This is a genomic window from Nocardia cerradoensis NBRC 101014 (assembly GCF_000308535.1).
In the GTDB taxonomy this organism is placed as follows: domain Bacteria; phylum Actinomycetota; class Actinomycetes; order Mycobacteriales; family Mycobacteriaceae; genus Nocardia; species Nocardia cerradoensis.
In genome coordinates, this window is record NZ_BAFW01000253.1 from 12,788 (window position 1) to 30,756 (window position 17,969).

The 17,969-nt window shown below is 65.2% G+C and carries 15 protein-coding genes and 1 pseudogene; 9 read left to right on the forward strand and 7 right to left on the reverse strand.

Annotated features, from left to right (window positions below):
- The first annotated feature begins 66 nt into the window (after positions 1–66).
- Together ON23_RS37100 and ON23_RS27050 are read left to right on the forward strand one after the other, a co-directional pair.
- Positions 67–591, forward strand: coding sequence for a very short patch repair endonuclease (locus ON23_RS37100; protein ID WP_083904256.1), 525 nt, complete (start codon positions 67–69; stop codon positions 589–591).
- Between the two features lie 42 nt (positions 592–633).
- Complete coding sequence (locus tag ON23_RS27050) at positions 634–1,407, forward strand: NgoMIV family type II restriction endonuclease (protein WP_039781659.1); 774 nt, start codon at positions 634–636, stop codon at positions 1,405–1,407.
- A gap of 61 nt (positions 1,408–1,468) precedes the next feature.
- Here ON23_RS27050 and ON23_RS27055 read toward each other — a convergent pair whose 3' ends face one another.
- Complete coding sequence (locus ON23_RS27055; protein ID WP_039781660.1) at positions 1,469–2,353, reverse strand: hypothetical protein; 885 nt, start codon at positions 2,351–2,353, stop codon at positions 1,469–1,471.
- A 291-nt stretch (positions 2,354–2,644) separates the two neighbouring features.
- Here ON23_RS27055 and ON23_RS27060 point away from each other — a divergent pair, with 291 nt between their 5' ends.
- The 3 genes from ON23_RS27060 to ON23_RS27070 all read left to right on the forward strand — a co-directional run bounded on the left by ON23_RS27060 (position 2,645) and on the right by ON23_RS27070 (position 6,683).
- Entirely contained in the window at positions 2,645–3,316 is a 672-nt protein-coding gene (locus ON23_RS27060; protein ID WP_039781661.1) for a KpnI family restriction enzyme N-terminal domain-containing protein, read from the forward strand.
- A 92-nt stretch (positions 3,317–3,408) separates the two neighbouring features.
- Positions 3,409–4,845 carry a hypothetical protein gene (locus ON23_RS27065; protein ID WP_039781662.1) on the forward strand — a complete coding sequence of 479 codons (1,437 nt, stop codon included), beginning with the start codon at positions 3,409–3,411 and terminating at the stop codon, positions 4,843–4,845.
- Positions 4,842–6,683, forward strand: a complete 1,842-nt coding sequence (locus tag ON23_RS27070) for a DEAD/DEAH box helicase (RefSeq protein ID WP_039781675.1) — start codon at positions 4,842–4,844, stop codon at positions 6,681–6,683. Before ON23_RS27065 ends, ON23_RS27070 begins: the two co-directional genes overlap by 4 nt.
- A gap of 168 nt (positions 6,684–6,851) precedes the next feature.
- Here ON23_RS27070 and ON23_RS27075 read toward each other — a convergent pair whose 3' ends face one another.
- Positions 6,852–7,655, reverse strand: coding sequence for a DUF1460 domain-containing protein (locus ON23_RS27075; RefSeq protein WP_039781676.1), 804 nt, complete (start codon positions 7,653–7,655; stop codon positions 6,852–6,854).
- 107 nt (positions 7,656–7,762) lie between these two features.
- On the reverse strand, positions 7,763–9,466 hold the full coding sequence (locus tag ON23_RS36170) for a tetratricopeptide repeat protein (protein WP_051043446.1): 1,704 nt from the start codon (positions 9,464–9,466) through the stop codon (positions 7,763–7,765).
- Between the two features lie 231 nt (positions 9,467–9,697).
- Here ON23_RS36170 and ON23_RS27085 point away from each other — a divergent pair, with 231 nt between their 5' ends.
- Entirely contained in the window at positions 9,698–10,468 is a 771-nt protein-coding gene (locus ON23_RS27085) for an SDR family NAD(P)-dependent oxidoreductase (protein ID WP_039781663.1), read from the forward strand.
- A gap of 18 nt (positions 10,469–10,486) precedes the next feature.
- Positions 10,487–11,322, forward strand: a pseudogene (locus ON23_RS27090) (enoyl-CoA hydratase/isomerase family protein).
- Positions 11,323–11,586: 264 nt separating this feature from the next.
- Here ON23_RS27090 and ON23_RS27095 read toward each other — a convergent pair.
- The 4 genes from ON23_RS27095 to ON23_RS27110 form a co-directional block, all read right to left on the reverse strand.
- Positions 11,587–12,567: an acyl-CoA thioesterase gene (locus ON23_RS27095; RefSeq protein WP_373282257.1), complete on the reverse strand. Its 981-nt coding sequence runs from the start codon at positions 12,565–12,567 to the stop codon at positions 11,587–11,589.
- A gap of 244 nt (positions 12,568–12,811) precedes the next feature.
- Positions 12,812–14,173 (reverse strand): DUF2252 domain-containing protein, encoded by a 1,362-nt coding sequence (locus tag ON23_RS27100; protein WP_039781665.1) that lies wholly within the window; start codon positions 14,171–14,173, stop codon positions 12,812–12,814.
- Between the two features lie 128 nt (positions 14,174–14,301).
- Complete coding sequence (locus ON23_RS27105) at positions 14,302–15,105, reverse strand: hypothetical protein (RefSeq protein WP_039781666.1); 804 nt, start codon at positions 15,103–15,105, stop codon at positions 14,302–14,304.
- 16 nt (positions 15,106–15,121) lie between these two features.
- Positions 15,122–15,658 carry a lipoprotein LpqH gene (locus tag ON23_RS27110; RefSeq protein WP_039781667.1) on the reverse strand — a complete coding sequence of 179 codons (537 nt, stop codon included), beginning with the start codon at positions 15,656–15,658 and terminating at the stop codon, positions 15,122–15,124.
- 178 nt (positions 15,659–15,836) lie between these two features.
- On the opposite strand from ON23_RS27110, the gene ON23_RS27115 reads away from it, so the two are divergent.
- Both ON23_RS27115 and ON23_RS27120 read left to right on the forward strand, forming a co-directional pair.
- Complete coding sequence (locus tag ON23_RS27115; RefSeq protein WP_039781669.1) at positions 15,837–17,258, forward strand: hypothetical protein; 1,422 nt, start codon at positions 15,837–15,839, stop codon at positions 17,256–17,258.
- Positions 17,255–17,969: hypothetical protein (locus ON23_RS27120; protein ID WP_039781670.1), on the forward strand; the 715-nt coding region annotated here is incomplete at its 3' end. The genes ON23_RS27115 and ON23_RS27120, both read left to right, overlap by 4 nt.

Sequence of the window (17,969 nt, forward strand, 5' to 3'; positions counted from 1 at the left end):
GGTTACCTTTCGATGCAGAGGCCGAGGCCGGGCCGACGTGGGTGCGGGAGTATTTTTCCGTATGCCATGCCCCAACTTCGAACTGGGACCGCCGTGACCGGAAGCCGATCGGAAGACGCCCGTCGAAAAGCCCACGATCTGGGCTTGTACCCCGCCCCTCTCAACGAGGGGCGCTCCCGGAACATGCGAGCCAACCGCCGATCGGACACGAAGCCCGAAGTTGCACTGCGAAGTGCGTTGCACAGACTTGGGTATCGGTACCGGAAAGATCACAGACTGGATCTCGGTTCGCTCAAGGTCAGGCCGGACATCGTCTTCACGAAACGGAAGGTGGCTGTCTTCGTAGACGGCTGCTTCTGGCACGTCTGCCCCGAACATGGCCGCCAGCCGACGACGAACGAGTGGTACTGGACACCCAAACTCCGCAGGAACATTGAACGCGACCGAGCCGCGGATGCAGCGTTGACAGCCGCAGGCTGGCGGGTGGTTCGCCTGTGGGAACACGAGCACCTGGACAGCGCCATCGCCACTGTAACCGGTGCCTTGAGCGACAGCCTCGAACATGTGAGCGATACTAGGGGAAACTCGTGAAGCTCGCTGTCAGGCACACCGAACAGACTAGATTTGGCGGACGTGACGACTCCGTTTCGGACCGAACTGCTGGGCTGGAGGCCGAGCAAGAAGAACAAGCTCGGCTGGAAGTGGGTTCCGAACTCCGCCGATACTGACAATGTGACCAGCCTTTTGATGGCAGCGCACATCCTCGAGCAGATCCGTCAACCCAACCCGAATCCGGGTTCCGAACCTGTTACGGCGCCTAATAATCCGGGTGCTTTGCTCGAAACGCTGGTGCTTACAGACTTGGCCAGCCAGCTCCCAGATTTGGACCCGCGCAGGCAGTGGGACTTCGACAGAGGAAAGAGCATCGTCGGATACGCGCAGTACCAGCACCTGGCCGGCATAGAAGCCGCTATCTCCAAGGATCCGAACCTGCGGGTGACGCTTGGCACCGACTACCTGATCAAGCCCGATGTGCTGGTCGGTATTCGCGGGACACCCACCAGCACACCCCATCCCTGGCTCCACGCAGCGATTGCATGCAAATGGACCATCCGCTCCGATCGGGTCCAGAACATCCGTCATGAGAACGGGAACATGATCAGGCACCGGCGCGGGCGGCTACCGCACCTCGTGACTGTCACTGCCGAGCCCTTGCCGACACGCCTCGCGTCCATTGCGCGAGGAACAGGCGAGGTAGACGCGACCTACCACATTGCCTACGAGGAACTCGCGAAGGCCGTTGCAGTACATGGGAGTTCAGAACAGCACAATGCCTGGGAGGAGGTTACGAAGCAGGGCCGACTCCTCGACTACAAGAACCTCGCAAGGTCACTGGTGGACTGGTAGCCGACGCGGCACCCGGACCGTACGCTTCTCCTGACGGAACTGGCGATTACCCGAACGTCTTCTAAGTCCGAGAAGCGTGTCTTGCCAGCGCGTGGTCCAGCAACGCGTCACTGTCGACACGCCTGTCCCGTTCGTTCAGCGACCTGACAATCTGCATAACGTGGAGCAAGTCGTCCCGAGCTCCCGCATGGCTGATGATCGTGTCGACTGCCTCAGAGATGCCCCCGTCTCCACACGCGATGATGGCATCGGCAGTTTCGCCGGGGTCCGCCTCCCTGCCGACGTGGCGCATCAAGCCGTTCGCATTTTCGAGCTTGCCGGCAGAAACGTATCCGGCCAACACTGTGACTGGGCTCCACACAACCTCGTCGGCCGGGCGCAACATCACGTCGAACCTTTCGCCAGTGCGCCGGTCCCCTTCCACGAGGGGGACCGGCGCACTGGTCGGCACCGTCAGCCCGTTCTCGGCCGGCTTCGCTTCCGCGCAGCCTTCTGTCGGCACTGTGGCCGCACCACACGTCGGGCACACGATCAACTGACTCCCATCCGACGGCTCAGCAAGAGCGAGCCGCCATTGGTTCAGCTGGTCCCAGTCGCGCCGAGGGCCTTGCCCTCCGTGAGCGAAGTTGAAGAGCTCCTTGAGCTCCCGCTCCTTGGGAGGGCGTTTACGCTTGCCTTTCGCCAGCTCCTGCAGGGCCGACTTACTGAAATATCTTTGCTCCTTCAGCTCTACCAGGTCGATCTCTTCAGCCCGCGTAAGCTGCCCTTCCCTCTGGCGTTGCTCCAAATCTTCGAGCCTCCTCTCCGTGTGCGCCTTCAGCTCCTTTTCGATTTGTCTCAGCGGGAGGCCCGTCATGTGCAGCAAGTCGCGCACTGCGAAGGCGAGAGTCCGTTGCGCCGGTGTGGCATCGGTGTCGATCTCGCCGTACTCCCCTGTTCTTCCCACGCCTGTCCACCCCGTCGAAGTCAGATGTCAATGAATCCTGTAATTCTCGCCGGTAGAGATCGAATCTGTACAGAGCAGAAGTGTCCCGACTCTGTCCTGAGTATCGGCCAGGCCATGCACCGAGAGCCTCTGCTACTCAAGCAAATCCAGGACAAGTCAGGACAGAAAGATGCTTCCCAATCACACGGTTCTCGTGTTCTCTTGGATGCGGCCCAGCTGATGCACCCATCGTTCCCAGAGGTTTGGGTCATCTTGCTCAGCACTCGAAACCCCCGGCGAAGGGAGACTCGCATGACCATTCCATCGTGGACAGACATCAGACTCGGCGCAAAAAGGCGCGTAGCGCTGTGGCTTATGCAGGTAGTAGGCGAGGGCAACCTATTCACGAAAAGCCAGCTCCGCGAGGCGTTCCCTGACACTCAGCAAATCGACCGCCGGATGCGGGAACTCCGTGACGCCGGCTGGCGCATCGATACCAACCGCGAGGATCCTTCCCTCGAGATGCATGAACATCGGTTCGTCAGCCGCGGGAAGCCAGTCTGGGAACCAGGGCAGTCATCGAGAGCGGACATCGCCGTGACGGCTACGGAGCGGTATGCGCTCATGACGCGGGATGGGCACAAATGCCGGTCCTGCGGAATCGGACCGGGCGAGAAGTATGCCGGCACCTCCGTAACATCACAGCTCGATATAGCCCGGCGCGCGGTGCGAATGCCGGACGGCGCCACGAGGACACAGCTGGTCGTCGAGTGCAATCGCTGCCGCATCGGAAGTCGCGACCTGACGGCCAGCTTGGCAGATGTCATGGCACGGATCGAACACCTGCCCGTTTACGAACGGAAGATGCTCGCTGCGTGGGTGGAACAAGATGCCCGGAGCTTCAGCGAAGTCGAGGAGCTGTGGGCGCACTACCGAACCCTGCCGGCCGAGGCTCGGGATGAGGTTCGTGTGGCACTGCAGTAGCTACGACGGTTCGCCCTCCAACGGGATTGGGGCCGTTGGCAACAGCGGTCCCCTCCCGTACACACCCGACTTCCTTCGAGGAGAATCCACATATGTTCACCGATTTCGGGACGCCCCCGACAGCCGAGACTACGCGGTCGCTGGTTGAAGAGCGATTGCAGGAGCAACTCGAAAGTCGAGGCGTTGCCGAGACTTTGACGGTTGAATGGCGCGACCGACCCCTCCATGTGCCAGTCATCGATGTACCACTCGAAGTCTTGTTCTATAATCCTGGTACACACCGCATCAGGGCACAGCGCAGTCTGGATCCAGGACGGGATGCCGCGCTCACAGAGGACCCTTGGTCGCCTAAAAGTCAAGACTATCTTCAGCATTTGCTGACAATCCGGCCCTCGGAGCCTGATCATCGGGACCCTGACTTCGATAAACTGAAAGACAGTCTCGAAGAATACAAACAAATCGAGGCCGGGCTGATCACTCGTAGCGGGATTCTTGTCAACGGGAACACCCGCTGCGCCGCGCTGCGAGAACTCAAGACCGGCACGACGATGCGTGTCGGCGTACTACCGGAATCATGTACCTGGACCGACATCAACGACGTCGAGCTGGCGTTGCAGCTCCGCCCGGATGAACGGCGTAAGTACTCCTACATCAATAGGCTGCTCGCAATCGAGGAACAGCGGGTTCAGCTCAATCGCACTCCCGCTGTTATCGCAAAAGCCTTTCACACCACCACGAAATCGTGCGAGCGTGACCTTTGGGTTCTCGCCCAGCTACGAGAACTGATCGACCGCAGCACCACTGCTGATGGCACCTCCCTGCGGCTCGTCGACTTCGAGGACTCGCAAGAGAAGCTCGCAGAGCTTTATCGCGTGTACATCAACGAGCATTCCAAGAGCCGGGAACGAGCAGATCTCCTGAAAGAGGCCCGGCTGGCCGCGATCGTACTGGACTTCTCGAAAACCGACGTCCGGTATATCGAAGCTGATTTTCAGAATCGATACCTGGACAAGGCATTGCCAGATGATCTCAAGCCGGGCGAGCCCGCCGCTGCGCCGGCCGCGGTCGCCATCCCCGGCCTGAACCGGTCAGTGAAGGGCGCCGGGGCGAGTGTCGCATCCGCCCGCGCCATGACCGATCGAGTGCTGCAAGCCAAAGCGATCGAGTCGGACCGCAATACCGCCTCTCCTGCCGACAAAACTGCTGCCTCGTCAACGATCGCCTCCTATAAGGAGGCTTTCGAGGACGCGATCGATGTCGCCGGCCGTACTGCCCGGCTGAAGAAGAAGCGGCAGGCCGCGCCGGACCGGATCAACGATGCCTGCAAAGACCTCGAACAATCCATCACTGATCTGGTGCTGTCACGCGGCAGTTCGAGCCTCGACGAGGGGGCCCTGGACGACGCACTCGAGAAGCTGCGCGACGTCCTCGGCAGGCTGGAAGCAGAAGCGCAGCGCACAATCGAGTTGCCAGGCGACGGCCTGGCCTGGCTCAGTGCCGCTGTCCACGTGATGTGGGCGCAGCCATGAGCACTACCGATAGCGCGCCATCACTCCGACTGGGGCTTGCGGCAAGCCGTACTCATGTGGAGCTTCACACGACCCCAGCTTTTCAGCGCGACTTCGCGCAATTGTCAGCCCGAATGTCTGCCAATGGCCGGAATGGCCCACTGTCAGCGGAAATTGATCTCGACGACTTCTTGGTCAATCTCGATCAACTCGCCAGTTGGCCACATCCAGACGTCGATTGGGAGGCAGACCTTGCAGCCCTGGTCAACGGCGTGCTCGACGACGCGGAATCGGTGGACCGCTCGCTTCAGGACACGGTTCCCGGCGGCACAGCCGAGGGTGTACGACCTTCCGATGTCTACAGTTTGCTGGGCTCGGACTGGATCGCCGATCTGACCTCATTCCAGCAGCGCGATATCGCCAAACTCCTTTCCCTGCGCCATGGCGCCAACTTCAGCGTCCCCGGTGCAGGTAAAACCCGCGTCGCACTCGCGGTGTATGCCGCGATGCGCAACCGCGGAGAAGCAAAGCGGCTCTTGGTAATTGGACCCAAATCGGCATACGAAGCATGGCAGTATGAGAGTTCAGTCTGTTTCGAGGAGCCGCTGATTGCAGATGTGCTGGGGCAGTCCACTCATCCGCTCGCAGAGCTGCGAATCGCGAACTACGAGCGGCTGGACCGATCGCTGACTGCATTGGCGGACTGGCTGAAGGCGGGACCGTCGATGATCGTGCTGGATGAGGCCCATCGTATGAAGCTCGGGGCTCGCGGCACCTACGGGGCAGCTTGCTTAGCGTTGGGCCCCCTGGCAGCCAGACGACTCATCCTGACTGGGACGCCAGCTCCGAACGGGGCACGAGACTTGGAAAGCCTTCTATCCTTCGTCTGGCCTGGCCACGGAAAAAGGGCAGTCACCGAGGCTGTCGCCGGCGGCGATCTGGCGCACGCGAGCACTGTGCTGCGTCCTCTCTTCACCCGCACAACAAAGCACGAGCTGGGGCTACCGCCGTTCGAACCCAAGGTCCGTTACTTGGAAATGCCCCCTGTTCACGCCGAGGTCTACCAGGCGCTCAAAGGCAACTTCACCGCTCGCGCAGAAAGCTCACGCAGCAGTATCGAGGCGCTCGGCCGGGCGATGCTGCGCCTGCTGATGGCCGCCATCAGTCCGGCCTTGCTACTCGAGGGAGCCAGCCCATACGAGCCACTGGAATATCAACTGCCGCCGCTGGACCCGCCTCCTGGCGATTCGCTGTTCGAGCTCCTGCAGAAGCTTCCAAGCCTGGAGCTTTCCCCGAAGTACCAAGAGACTGCGAAGATCGTTGCCGACAACGTCGCTGCAGGTCGAAAGACATTGGTGTGGACCACATTCGTTCGCAGCCTCACGACACTGGACAGGTTGCTAGAGGGCTACAACCCAGCGATGGTTCACGGCGGAACACCCGATCGCGACGAGCAACTGCGCCGGTTCCGTCAAGATCCCGACTGTCACGTCCTAATCTCCAACCCCGCTACCCTCGGCGAGGGGATCAGCCTTCATCAGGTCTGTCACGACGCCGTGTATGTCGACCGTGATTTCATGGCCGGGCGGTTTCTGCAGAGCCTGGATCGTATTCACCGGCTCGGCCTGGCGCCAGGCACCGAAACCAGGGTCACCGTACTCGCGACTCGCGGCACCGTGGACGAGGTGGTCAGCATGCGGCTCGAGCAGAAATTGGAATTCATGGGGCGCATCCTCGATGACCCTGGCGTCCAACAACTTGCGGATCTGCAAGAGGAACCGGCAGCCGGCGTCGGCATGGACACCGCGGACGTACGTGCATTATTGAGACATATCGATGCATCAGCTGTCCTAGCGTAGCGTCGGCCACCATGTGTACTGCGCAGAGGATGGCGCCGAGTTCGTTTCGTTGTTGCGTAATGCGTTTCGGCTGCCGAAGCACCGGAGACTCGCGATGGTTCCTCGGCGGCAAACGCAATCGGGCTGTCTGCGCCTCGATGGAATTCGCGAGGCACGCGTAGCTGAGTTCTATGCGATACGCGGGCGCAACACCACAATGCCCGGGACACTCTGCAAATACTCGGCCAGCGGTGTGTCCACCACCTTGTTGTTGGCGGCAAGCGAGGATGCGTTTCGGAAGACTGGGCCGCTCGGTGTGCTGATCAGGATTCCGACGTGGGTTACGTCGAGTCCGGGCTGGTCGGCGTAGGCGCCGATGTAGTCGCCGGTTCGTAGGCCGTTGATGACGCCCTGGTCTACCGAAGCGCTGGGGATGTAGGTGATGTCGCGGTCGACCACTGGGATGCCCGGTAGGTAGACACTGCCGTCACCCTTGGCGTTGAGATGTTTGGAGACGGTGACTGCGGCGGGTGACAAACTCCCGGTGATGTCTGTGGCGGCGACGTCGGCAACGTACGCCCAGTCGGTGAAGAAGTGTTTGCGGTGGGTGTAGTCGACTTGGGCGGCGGCGTAGCGGGTGTCGATCAGGTTGGCTTCGAAGCGGTTTCGGTCGGTGGTTCGGCTCAGGGCTTCCACGTAGTCGAGGAAGGTGAAGCAGTCCACTCGGCGGAAGTCGGCGACCAGCTGTTCGGGTTGGGTTGCCGAGCCGATGAGGGTGTTCGCGGCGTAGGGGGTGCCCAGGAATTGCTTGGACAGCAGGTCGAGTAGTTCGCCTTTGCTCGCTCCGGATGCGCCGGCGCGTAATGCGACCAGTTCATCGATGCGGTGGGAGGTGGTGTCGTCGATGGCGGCGTCGGCGGTTGCGCGTGTGGGCAGCAGGAGGGCCGCGACGACGAGGACGAGCAGGACCGGCAGTATGCGGGTGGAGCGCAAGACACCTCCCGGGTGACGAGTGGAATGGCCGGTCTCCACCGTAGACCAGTGGGCGGCCGATCCGGGCTGCTGTTCCGATCAGGGAAGGCCGATCGGAACGGGGCGCGTCACCGGACGGGAGTAGGGCCGGGGTCGCCCGCGGCGGCGGCTCTGCGCCTCCAGGTTTCGGCCGCGTCGACACGACCTGCCAACGCGAGTAGGTAGGCCAGGCCGGACATCGCGCCGGGGTGGCCGGCGTCGGCGGCTCTGCGCCACCAGGTTTCGGCCTCATCGGTTCGTCCTCGATGCTCGAGGATGCCACCGAGGAGAAACATCGCTCTGGAATGATCGGACTCGGCGGCGCGGCGGTACCACGCTTCGGCTTCTGTCATGCGGCCGGTCTTCTCCATCGCTACCGCCAAGTTGCACATGGCGACGGGGCGTCCCGCCTCGGCGGCTTTGCGGTACCACCACTCGGCCTCCTCGGGCCGGCCCGATTCCATCAGCAGTGCGCCCAGGTTGGTCATTGCCACGGCTTCGCCCGCCTCAGCGGCTTTGCGGTACCACGACTCGGCCTCCGCCACTTCGCCGAAGGCTTCGAGTAACGCGCCCAGGTCGAACATCGCGGTCACGTTTCCGGCATCAGCGGCCTTTCGATACAAGGCCTCGGCTTCCCGTCGCCTGCCCGCCTCCTGCAATGCGCAGGCCAGGTTGAACATCGAGGCCGGGTGTCCGGCGTCGGCGGCCCGCCGATACCAGGTTTCGGCGTCCTCCGACCTGCCCGCCTCCTCCAACGTGATCGCCAGGTTGAACATTGCCTTGGGGTGCCCGGCATCGGCGGCCTTGCGCCACCAGGCTTCTGCCTCTGGCTTCCGGCCCGAGTCATCCGCGAGCACGCCCAGGTTGAACATGGCAGTGGCATGGCCGGCGGCGGCAGCGCGGCGGATCCACAGCTCGGCGGGCTCGACCTTGCCGGCGTCCTCCAGCAGCAACCCCAGGTTGAACATCGCGTTGGGATCGCCGGTGTCGGCCGCGCGGCGGTACCAGGCCTCGCCTTCCTCGACCTGTCCCCGCGCCTCCAGCTGAACTCCCAGAGCATTCATCGCACCGGTATGCCCGGCGTCGGCTGCCTTGCGGAACCACTCGTCGGCACCTTCCGAACGTTCGGTTGCCTCGAGAAGTAGGGCAAGGTTGTTCATCGCCCTCGCGTGGCCGAGGTCGGCGGCGCGGCGAAACCACCTCTCGGCATCCGCCACCTGCCCGGCATCACGCAACCTCACCCCCAGGTTCGACATCGCATTGGCGTTCCCGAGGTCGGCGGCCCGGCGAAACCACTCCTCGGCTTCGGGCGACCGACCCGTATCTTCCAGAAGCAGCCCGAGGTTGTTCATCGCGCCGGGGTGTTCCTTGTCGGCGGCGCGGCGGTACAGGGCTTCAGCTTCCTGTGTACGTCCCGTGCCTTCGGCCGCGACAGCCCCGCCGAACAGGGCGGCGGCGTCGGATCCGGTCGACTCCTCCGCTCCGGCAAGGGCTGTTCCCGGAAGTTCCGGGGGCGCCGCCTCCGGCCGATGCACCGCGCGCAGAACGCTCACGGCAGCTGACGCCAACGCACGATCGCCGGCCGCACCGGCATCGTCGAGATCTTCGGCCAGCGACGCCCTCTTGGCTTCGGAATCCGGCTTCCGCTCCAGCGCCGAAACATCGACGTCCGGATATCTCTCGGCGATGAGCCGCTTCAGATCACCGTAAGCGTCCGTGACATGTTGTGCCACAACATCTTTCGAGCTGCTCGACGCTATCGCCGAGAGCACGAGCGAAATCACGAAATCCATGTCGAATCCTCCCGCCTCAACCCCAAGAGCAGTGTTGCCGAACCCACCGACAACTCCGCCCCGGCTAGTGGTGAGGCCGTGCGACCGTCGGATGGGCCACAAACGGTCAGCACAGGGACCTGCGGCGATCCGTCCTGTTCGGACCACGCCACGCGACTCGCCTGATAGAACTGACTGCGACCGTCGTCAGTTCTGCTCGGCAGAGCGACACCCAGCAGAGAGGCCAACCCAGTGGACCGCAGCTCATTCCGGAAACTTTTCGACCTCAGCGGGCGGACCGCGATCGTCACCGGCGGCACCCGGGGCATCGGGCTCGCTCTGGCCGAGGGGATGGCCTGCGCCGGCGCGAACGTGGTTGTGGCAAGCCGGAAGCCGGAGGCCTGCGAGAAAGCCGCCGAGCGGTTGCGGGAACTCGGGGCCGAGGCGATCGGGGTGCCCACTCATCTCGGTGAGATCGACCAGTTGCAGGGGTTGGTGGCGAAGACGGTGGAGACGTTCGACGGGGTCGACATCGTGATCAACAATGCGGCGAATGCGCTGGCTCAGCCTCTGGAGGTCATGCAGAAGGCGGCGGTGGACAAGTCGTTCGCGGTGAATGTGCAGGGGCCGTTGTTTCTGGTGCAGGCGGCGTTGCCGTATCTGCGGGCGAGCAAGCATGCGGCGGTGTTGAACTTCGCGTCGATCGGGGCGTTCGGGTTCTCGGGCGGGCTGGCGATGTATTCGGCGGGGAAGGCGGCGTTGTTGTCGTTCACTCGCTCGATGGCGGCCGAATTCGCCGGCGACGGGATTCGGGTGAATGCCATCGCACCGGGTGCGGTGGACACCGATATGGTGCGCAACAATCCGCAGGAAGTGGTGGACGCGATGGCCGCGGCACCGTTGCTGCGGCGGCTCGGTGAGCCGGACGAACTGGTCGGGCCCGCGCTGCTGTTGTGTTCGGACGCAGGCAGTTTCATCACCGGGCAAACCTTCGTCATCGACGGTGGCACCGTTGCGCGCTGAACCGCGAAGGAGGCAGGCATGTCCGCGCTGACTATCGACCATCGGTCCTCGGGTGTCGTGGTGTTGACCATCGACCGGCCGCACCGGCGCAATGCGCTGGACAATCAGACCGTCGCCGAATTGCATCGGGTGCTCGACGAGATCAACGGGAAGCCGGAGGTGCGGGCGCTGGTCATCACCGGTGCGGGGGCCGGGTTCTCCTCCGGCGCCGATCTGAAGTCGAAGCCCGAGGATTTCACGGCCACCGATGCGAGTCCGACAGCGGCGCTGCTGGGTGCGGCGCAGTCAACGGTCGCGCAGATCTATGCGAGCCAGGAATTGATGGCCTCGGCGTTCGAGAAGATCCATCGGCTGCGGCAGCCGGTGATCGCGGCGGTGAACGGGGCCGCGGTCGGTGGCGGGTTCGCGCTGGCGCTGGCCTGTGATATCCGATACGCGAGTCGTAGTGCCCGCTTCGGGGCGGTGTTCATCCGGCACGGGATCTCGGCGTGCGATATGGGCACCAGCTATCACCTGCCACGGCTGGTGGGTGCGTCGCGGTCGGCCGAATTGCTGCTCACCGGACGGGTTTTCGATGCCGACGAGGCCGAGCGGATCGGACTGGTCCTCGAGGTGGTCGACGAGGGCGAACTGCTGGACCGGGCGATCGCCAAGGCGGAGGAGATCGCCGCCCATTCCCCGCTCGCGGTGTGGATGACCAAGGAGACGATGTGGCAGACGGTGGACGCGCCGAGTCTGCGCCACGCCCTCGACATCGAGAACCGGACTCAGGTGATGTGCAGCGCCACCGGGAACTGGCGGAATCGTTCGGCGCGTTCCGCGACGGGGACGAGTTCCGTTGGCGCCCACTGTGAACCGGCAGCCATTCGCGACGAGCGCCCGAGAGAGGGTTCTCACCGCCTGTGGAGGCCACGTCCCGGATTGAACCAACACCGCGCCCAGCAGGACTGATGCTGTAACTCAGCAGCGGTCTGCGTTCTCCCGGACGGTGCTGCATCCTGAACTAACCGTGCAAACCTCGCCACTATTGCGAGTTTTCCGCCATTTTCGCGGACGTTTGCACGAAAAGTTCAGGCTGTACGACGGCAACACGGGCTACCGCAGCGGCGTTCCCGGACTCAGCACTGGTTCGCCGTAATCCCGAAGTGGTTCGGCTCGGCGTCTTCCGGGACAGCGTCCGCGGGCGTGAAATCCTCGACCAGCGAACGCAATCCGATGAGATGACGGGCGTGGGCATCCAGGGCGATGTCCTCGTCGGAGGCCGGGATCCACTGGCGGATCGAGCGCGCTTTGGCGTCCGGGTCCAAGGCGACGACCACGGCCAGGCCGTGGGCCGCCAGTTCCGGTTCGCCGGAATGCGGATCCGTGGAGGTGACGTGCACGCTGATGTGCATGCTGCGGGGGCCGGTGTGGATCAGCCGGGCCGTGGCCTCCACGGCGTGGCCGATGACGATCGGCCGGTAGAAGCGGATGCCACCGAAGTACGAGGTCAGGACGTGCTGGCCGGCCCACTTCGCGCCGCAGACATAGGCCGCTTCGTCGATCCACTGCATGGTGCGGCCGCCGTGGACCTTGCCGCCCCAGTTGATGTCGGAGGGAGCGGCGAGGAAGCGCAGGGTCGCGCTGGGCGCCGTCCCTTCCGCGGTGTAGCGCTGGGCGGCCATCGCGGCTTCGATTTCCTTGCGGACGGCGATTCTGACCTTCGCCTGGCGGTGCCGCCGCAATTCCAGGGCGGTGACCGGATTCCATTGCGGCACTTCGACGGTACGGCGATCGCCGTCGACCGCGACGAAGATGGTCAGGCATTGGGCGCTCTGGACCGGCTTCACGCGGGTGGGGTCGGTCGAGTAGACGGTGACCAGGATGTGCATGCTGGTGCGGCCGGTGTGGACCAGGTTGGCGTGCAGTTCGACCAGTTCGCCGACCTCGATGGGGCGGTCGAGGTGGATGTTGCCGACGTAGGCGGTGACGCAGTAGTGGCCGCTCCACTGTGCGGCGCCGGCGTAGGCGACCTTGTCGATCCACTCGAGCAGCTTGCCGCCGTCCACGGTGCCGACGATGCCGGCATCGGCCGGTTTGACCAGGAAGCGGTGGATCACCTCGGCGCGAGATCCGGTCGAGAGGGCGGCGGGCGCTGGAGCGGTGAGTGTGTCGGGCACAGCGACAATTCCGTTCGGGTGACGTGCGGTCGATTCGCTGACACCGTTGTCCTGGAGCACAGTAGAGGCCGCATGCCATACGGGCGAGTAACCGACTTCCCAGGCGAAACATGCCCCGACTGCACACATCAGCCGCGCCGAGACCCGAACAGCCCTCGATCACCGGAGCCGGGCGCACACAGCCTCAATACGGGTTCGCCGCTGCCTGCACCCGTCCGGAGTCTATGGCGCGCACCAGTTCTCGATGGTCGGCGGCGGTTTGATCGGCGTAGGTCAGGGCGAACTGCGTCATGGCCTTGTCGAACGCCTCTCCCCCGCCGAGGTAGTCGGCGATGGCGATGCGGTCGCCGGAACGGGCGTGGGCTCGCGCGAGGGTGTGGCCGCAGATTCCGGCGTAGTCGCGCAGGGCGGTCTTCGCCATCTGCGTGATGTCGGCGCCACCCTTCATATCGCGCAACTGCCGGAAGTAGTAGTTCCGGTCGTTCGGGCCGGAGACCCAGCCCAGGAAGATGTCGCTGGAGGTCTGCAGCAGACGCTGGCCGTGCACGACGCGGTGGCCCTGGTGCTGGAAGCGGCTCGGCGCGAGATACGGCTCGAGGACCGACTTCTCGGCCTCCTTCATCTGCAGGAACAGCGGGCCGCCGGTGTCACGGTCGACGGTCAGGATCACATAGCAGCGGGTGCCGACGCTGCCCACGCCGACCACCTTGTGCGTGTAGTCGACGATGCGGTACCGATCGGCCAGCACCCGCCGCTCCTCCGGCAGCGACCGCCGGTAGGCGCTGAACACCTCTTCGACGGTCTGCGCATCGACGTAGTCGACCGGCGTCAGCAGCGGCGGCCGATGGCGGATGCGCAACGCTCCCTGCTCGTCGGTGTAGGTGAGTTTGCTCAGCGCGCCGAGGCTGGTGCGTTTGCGGGCCGCCTCGAAGGCCCGGTCCACACCCTCGCGAAACTTGGGTCGGCTCACCATATTCGCCACCGTGTCCTCGTCGACCTTCTCGTACCAGACGTCGAGGGAGTCCATGCCGGCCAGGCGCCGCATACATTCCCGGTAGGCCGTAGCGGCGGTCCGGGCCGCGGCGGTGGCCTCCTCGTCGGTGAAGCCCTTCTCCCGGGACGCGACGACCACACTCGCCATCAGCCGTTTGACGTCCCATTCGAAGGGGCCGGACAGGGTTTCGTCGAAATCGTTGAGATCGAAAACCAGCGACCGTTCCGCTGAGGCGAAGATCCCGAAATTCGACAGGTGCGCGTCCCCGCACAATTGCACGGTCAACCCGGTGTGCGGGATCGTGGCGAGGTCGGCCGCCATGATCGCGGGAGCGCCGCGCAGGAACGGGAACTGCCCCGCGGCCATTCGGGCATAGCGAATCGGGACCAGTTCGGGAAGCCGGGTCTCGGCCTGTCGCTCCAGGATCGCGATGGGATCGCGATCGGGGGCGGGACGGAATTCGCCGAGTGACGAGCGGGGGACGGTGGCGCGCACCGCACGCCCCGTGGAAAGGGGTTCGCCGGGAACGGGGTCGGCCACTGTTTTCGTCATGCACCAAGTTTTGCCCCGGCACACGGTTGCGGCAACCATCTGGCGAACAACGTGATCCGCTTGCCGCGGACATGACCGTGCCGCCCTTCGCAGCGCTGGTTCTGCGAAGGGCGGCATACCGGTCTGGTTCATGCGTTGAGCGGGATCGCGATGACCACCTCCTGCTCGTTCTCCGGAAGGTAGTGCACCTGCACGACCCTTCCGACCTGCACGTTCGCGACGCCGGCCGGTGGGAGGAACTTCTCCGCGCGGGTGCTGAAGGTGCTGCCGTCGGGCCGGGTGATCGCGAGTCCGAGGTCGATCTTCGCGTAACCGTTGCGGATTTCGCCGGGCACCGACAGCGACTGCACCACCGCCTGCGCGGCCACGCCACGGCCGGCGATGTCGATCTTGGCCCGCGTGGTGACTCCCTTGCGAATCAGCGATTCGTTCATCGCCTGCTGCGCCGACGCGCTGTCGCCGGATCGATCGACCTCCACCTTGTCGGTCCGTCCGGGCAGATAGCGCACCGGAAGGACGACGCCCGGGCGCAGCAGGGCCAGTTCGGCGAGGGGCACGATCATCTTGGCGGTCGAATCGAAGATCTCGCCGTGGGCGCCCTCGACGCTGAACTCGATGCGCAGCTGCGGCTGATCGTTGACGGTGAGTCCGGTTTCGCGAGCCGATGTGACGGTCCCGAGGCCGAGCAGGCCGTTGCGGAACTCCGCGCTGTTGCGGCCGGTGAGCGCCGACAGCACGCCCTCGCCGGTGAACGCGAAGACCATCACCACAGTGGTGAGCGCGATGATCGGCAGTGCGAGAAAACCGTTGAGCCAGGCCACGAAACCGGGCTCCCAAGGGCCGGCCGTCCGGTAGGTGAAGCCGTGCCAGAGATAGGCGCCGACCGCGAAGGCGGCGAAGGCGACGGCACCGGCCCGTACTGTGGTGCGCACGATTGTTCCTCCTGGCTCAGCCGTTGACGATGGTCGGGCAGGCAAAGGTGAGCTCGAACTTCGCGGTGGCGGGGCCGGCCATCGGGTTGGTCATATCCGGCGCGGCGACACCCTCACCGGTGATCTTGTAGGTCTTGCCGTCCTTGGACACAGTGGCCGAGCCGCCGGGCTGGCCGTTGCCGAAGCCGACGGCATACGGCATACCGGAGGCGCCGCCCTTACTGCCGCCGATGGCGACCGCCTGCACGGTGCCTCCTTGTGCGGTGAGGGTGGCACTGACGCTCAGCCGGCCGTAGGTGGGGTTGGCGGCATCGGTCAAGGCCAGCGCGAGGGTGCCGCCGCGCTGGGCGCACGTGGTGTCGAAGTTCGCGCTCAGCGCCTTGCCATCCACGAGGGCCGCCGACTTGCCGCCCGACGGGGCCTGGGTCGCCGGTGCGGCGGTGGTCGATGCCGGGGCGGCGGTGGTGGAGTCGTCGCCGCAGGCGGCGAGGGCCAGCGTCAGGCCGGCGGCGGCGAGGGTGGCGGCGGCGATCCGGATCTGCTTGGTGCGCATGGTGTTCGTTCCTTCGTTCTCGGTGAGTCCGGCCCTGGGATCGGGCCGTTGGTCACAAGGTAGGAACGGTTCGCCGCCTACCGATCCCAGGTTTCGGGCCCGGCCGCGGGGCATCATTCGGGCTGCTGCCGTGGTCGCGGCAGTGGGTTAATCTGACCGAATGCGACGACCGCGCGCCATGGTGCTCGACGAGGTGTGGCGCGGTATCGACGGCGTCGAGGCGCTCAGCGGCGCCCAGGGCGGGCCGCTGCGCCGCACCGTGAAACTGATCCTCGACCCGCTGGTGATCCGCCCTGTCCAGTACCCCGCCTGCGCCGGACCGATGCTCACCGCCGACGGTGCCACCCTGCTCGCCGCCCGTGTCCACGCCGCCGGCGATGTCCTGCGCGCGACCGCGGCCTGGTTCAGCCTCCTCAAACAGGTGCGGCGGGCACTGCGCATCACCGACGGCAACCCGCAGGACCTGTATTTCCAACGCTGTTTCGAACTCGCGACGGTGTCGGGAGCGCCGGATCCGGTACGCGACCGGCCCACCGCCACAGCCACATTGCACGACATCCATCACCTCGCGGCCGGACGGACCACGCAGGCGTTGAAGGACCATCTCACCGATCGCTCCACGACCGGCGAACTCGCGGCGCTGATCGATACCGCGTGGCTGCGGCGACCGCAGTCCGCGCCCGCGGGCGCCGACCACACCACCGCCCTCGCCGCACTACTCGATGCGTGCGCCACCGCCCGAGCCGATGACGCCGCCCGGGAACTGCGCACCCTGATCACGAAGCGAGCGGGCACCCATTCAGGAATTACGCTGTGGCACAACACTTCTGGAGATTCGGCACAGGAACTGGGCCTCACCGTGCACCGCCTGCCGGTCGCCCCCGCGCTCGGTACCGGGGCATCGACCGCGACCCTGGCGCTGCCGTTCGACCGCACTGTCTACGAACGTGTTTTCACGGTGCTGCAGGCCTCCACCGAGCGCTCGGACCTGCCCACGATCCCGGAACTGGTGACCGAGGAGATCGCCCGAAGTTGCGCACCATGGGCGCTGCTCGACGAATCGCTTCGGGTGACAGCGGCAGCGGGAGTCGAACTCGCGCTCGGCCTCGCCCCTGCGACCGGAACCGTATCGTCGCCCGCGGGCGAACCGGCGACCTCGGGCCGCAGCGACCGCGTCCCGGATCCGAAAAGGTCTGCGCACCAGAGCCTTTCCTCTCCACAGAGCATTTCCACTCGGCCGGGCGGTACGGCCGCACATCGGGTGATCAACGGGAGGTGGCGGCGCGAGGCCTATGTACTGCAGGCGCGCCGCCTCGCCGTGCACGAAACCTCGGAACCGGCCGATCCGCTGTCCATGATCGCGGCCGAGCTCCGCCACCCCTGGCGGTCGTATCTGCGGCGGCTGTGGGTTCGCCTGCACGGGCGCGACGTCCGTAACGCCTCCCTGTCGCAGGCCTCACCGGATGTGACCGAGCTCTGGGATCTGCTCGACGGCGTGGCACGCTCGGTCATCCTCGATCACCGCACGCGGGTACGGAAGGCGCTCACCGCCACTTCTCCTGCGGCAGTAGACGATTCGCTGGAATCGAGGGCCGGATGACGTCCGAGGCCATATTCCTGCACCGCGACGACGACATCGTCACCGTTTCCCCCGCCGGCGCTCCCACCGTCCACGATACGACGCCCGGACTCGACACGCTGGTTCTCGAGGTGATCGGCGGTCATCTGTCGTGGAGCCTGTTGTCCGGGCACACCCTTCCGGCGGCTGTGCTGCACGATCCGGACGCCGCACAGGAGTGGCTGTGGGCCGTATACGGCGAACCGGTCGCGCTCGCCGTCGCCGACGGCCGGTCCGGAGAACTGGTGGCGACACCAGCACGTGACGAATTGTCCGACGCCGCACGGCAACTCGGCTATGCGCAGTGGGCCGCGCACTGGTGGCCCGCATCCACCATCGACGGCATCCCCGCGCTCGATCCCGATCTGCTCGCCCGCGACATCGCGGCTCTCACCGAATCCTGCGACCTGTGCGTCGACGGAGCCGACGCACTGCCGTGGCCGGTGCCGCCTTCCGAGGCGGTCGCCCCACGTCGGCAGGACTACGCCTTGGCAGCCGGTCCCACCGACGCCGGGCGCACCGGATTGGTGCTGGCCACGGGCACGTCGGGGTGGGATTGGCGCCGGTGCCCGCCGGGCGCGGTGGATGCCTCGGAGTTCGCCGTCTCGTGGCGGCTCACCAGAGACTCCGGCAACACGTCGGTCGAGGTGCGCGTGGCGGCGGCTCCGCACCTCGATGCTGGTATGCCCGGGC

Bases quoted from the DNA above. Each gene is read 5' to 3' on its own strand.
- ON23_RS27070 (WP_039781675.1), top strand. From the start codon at position 4,842: ATGAGCACTACCGATAGCGCGCCATCACTCCGACTGGGGCTTGCGGCA.
- ON23_RS36170 (WP_051043446.1), bottom strand. From the start codon at position 9,466: ATGGATTTCGTGATTTCGCTCGTGCTCTCGGCGATAGCGTCGAGCAGC.
- ON23_RS27065 (WP_039781662.1), top strand. From the start codon at position 3,409: ATGTTCACCGATTTCGGGACGCCCCCGACAGCCGAGACTACGCGGTCG.
- ON23_RS27110 (WP_039781667.1), bottom strand. From the start codon at position 15,658: ATGCGCACCAAGCAGATCCGGATCGCCGCCGCCACCCTCGCCGCCGCC.
- ON23_RS37100 (WP_083904256.1), top strand. From the start codon at position 67: ATGCCCCAACTTCGAACTGGGACCGCCGTGACCGGAAGCCGATCGGAA.
- ON23_RS27115 (WP_039781669.1), top strand. From the start codon at position 15,837: ATGGTGCTCGACGAGGTGTGGCGCGGTATCGACGGCGTCGAGGCGCTC.
- ON23_RS27060 (WP_039781661.1), top strand. From the start codon at position 2,645: ATGACCATTCCATCGTGGACAGACATCAGACTCGGCGCAAAAAGGCGC.
- ON23_RS27100 (WP_039781665.1), bottom strand. From the start codon at position 14,173: ATGACGAAAACAGTGGCCGACCCCGTTCCCGGCGAACCCCTTTCCACG.